The organism is Dysgonomonas sp. PH5-45 (genome assembly GCF_029893235.1).
Taxonomy (GTDB): Bacteria; Bacteroidota; Bacteroidia; order Bacteroidales; family Dysgonomonadaceae; genus UBA1309.
In genome coordinates this window covers 1-1980 of record NZ_JARXWE010000065.1, presented here as the reverse complement: position 1 = coordinate 1980, position 1980 = coordinate 1, and the positions used below count along the sequence as shown (strand labels likewise).

The 1980-nt window shown below is 37.8% G+C and carries 4 protein-coding genes and 1 pseudogene; 4 read left to right on the top strand and 1 reads right to left on the bottom strand.

The genetic code is table 11. The features are described from left to right. A pseudogene (locus tag M2132_RS11960) lies at window positions 1-166 on the bottom strand (transposase); the annotation flags it as partial. 81 nt (window positions 167-247) lie between these two features. On the opposite strand from M2132_RS11960, the gene M2132_RS11955 reads away from it, so the two are divergent. The 4 genes from M2132_RS11955 to M2132_RS11940 all read left to right on the top strand — a co-directional run bounded on the left by M2132_RS11955 (window position 248) and on the right by M2132_RS11940 (window position 1910). Further along, window positions 248-694, top strand: a complete 447-nt coding sequence (locus tag M2132_RS11955; protein ID WP_280673859.1) for an RteC domain-containing protein — start codon at window positions 248-250, stop codon at window positions 692-694. An 87-nt stretch (window positions 695-781) separates the two neighbouring features. After that, a complete protein-coding gene (locus M2132_RS11950) occupies window positions 782-1090 on the top strand; it encodes a helix-turn-helix domain-containing protein (RefSeq protein ID WP_280673857.1) in 309 nt (102 codons plus the stop codon). Next, window positions 1077-1391 carry a hypothetical protein gene (locus M2132_RS11945; RefSeq protein ID WP_280673855.1) on the top strand — a complete coding sequence of 105 codons (315 nt, stop codon included), beginning with the start codon at window positions 1077-1079 and terminating at the stop codon, window positions 1389-1391. Before M2132_RS11950 ends, M2132_RS11945 begins: the two co-directional genes overlap by 14 nt. A gap of 6 nt (window positions 1392-1397) precedes the next feature. Then, window positions 1398-1910 carry a hypothetical protein gene (locus tag M2132_RS11940; protein ID WP_280673854.1) on the top strand — a complete coding sequence of 171 codons (513 nt, stop codon included), beginning with the start codon at window positions 1398-1400 and terminating at the stop codon, window positions 1908-1910. Window positions 1911-1980: the final 70 nt, after the last annotated feature.

Here is a 1980-nt window from a genome sequence, read left to right as displayed (position 1 = left end):
CAACTAAGCAGTAAGCACAAATGGCAGCATAGATTTGTATTCTTACGGCATTTTCTGTAGTACCCCAGAACTTTTTAATTTTGAGGTGCTGCTTAAGCCATTTGAAGAACAACTCCACTTGCCAACGATTCTTATACAACTCGGCAACTTGCAGAGCGGGTATGTCCATGGCATACAGGCAAATATTTATTATTTCAAAAAGATGTTTCAAAGCCATTTAGAGTATGATTTGGAAAAATTCCAACGAATGCAGAAAGTAAATGCTAATGCAACTCAAACAGTGCTAAAAGAGGCAACAAATACCGAATTTAGATTTATAGACTTTATTCAAAACGCTTCATTTTGCAGAGAGTTTTTTTATAATATGGAAGTTGTAAACGAATTTGCAACAATAGCATTTTATAGCCATGTGGCAAAAGAAGATGTTAAACCTCAATTACTTACACTACCAAAACAGACATTAGGAAAAACACAATTCACCGAACTTGCAAAATCTTTATTTGAAACTAATGTTTTGCAGTATGATACAGAAAAACAAGCTGTTGACGTATTGGCTAAAGCCTTTAATGTGGATATTGATAAGCCCGAATTTGATAGGATATTACAAAAAATTAAAACCCGTAATACCGAATCAGAAACTAAATTTTTGGATGAATTAAGCACAGCTTTGAAAAGTTGGATAAATAAGTCCTAAAATATTTAGGGATAGTCTTGGGGTAGTACCCTTTTAGAGCTTACCGAACCTTATTTCTTTGTCGTATCGAAACTAAATTTTTCAGATATGACAAAAACAGTATTACAAATTGAAAGCATCGAAGCGGGCGAAATATTGAACCGCCTCGACCGTATGGAAAGTGCTATAAATGCACTCACTGGAAACCCTCAACAAACGGCAACCGACACCACACAATCGGAATACATTACCCGCCGTGAAGTAGCCAAACTATTTAAAATATCACTCGTTACCGTCCACGACTGGACTAAAAAAGGTATCTTACAAGCCTACAAAATCGGCAAACGTGTCTATTACAAACCGTTAGAAGTTGAAAAGGCATTAGTAAAGAAAGGGGGCTTACATGGAAGCAAGTAAGCAAACAGCTATACTAATGGACTGCATAGACCAATTAGCGGACGTTGCTCTCTTATCCGATACCGACAAATGCGAATTAGCACAAAACATTATCGATACGCTCGGAAATTATCCACGCCCACGCCAAGAGAACGAACCGACCGAACCAACCCCGCAATGTTTGGGGGCTTATCTGTATGCCTCAACCGCTCGTAACAGCGTGAAGCTGGCACAGCTTGGATATATGCCATTTGACAATGCGTTTTCGGTGGCTGGCAGTTGTATAGAAGCATCATTGAGTTTGCTAACAGACAAAGACTAACCCCGAATGATTGACGGCGTTAAATGTTCTTGTTTCGGTTTAGATGCAGGGTTATGGCAAAACAACCCGCTTTTAGATTTCGGGCTTTCAGTATCGGAAAGCACGGGCGAACTACTTACCCAAAGGAGAGAGGCAAAAGCAAAAGATTTGCGGTTTGTTCTTTCTCCTATCAACGGGGGCGGTTTGTCGTGTTCTTTCGCTGGGAGCTTGCGTAAATACAAGAATATTGACGGCAATAATCACAATGATTTTACATTTTCGGAATTGTCTAATGCATTGGATAGCCTTAACTTTAAAGGGAAATCAACCATATTTAAAATAATCAAGTTTTGTTTGACTGGAAGGAATAGTATAAAAAGTGCTATAAAAAATTGGTTTGATGATATTTTTTTAGAATTTTCCCTCGCTGAAACCACTTATACTGTACATATTGATGCTAGTGCCTATCACGTTAATTGTTCCTTATATCGGTTTGGAATAGAAAAATATAATCAGTTAATAATGCGAATCAGTATTTAAAAAATTAGATAAATAAAAGCGATGGCAATTTTGCCCATCGTATGTATGAGTAGTCCGGCAGTGGACCTTA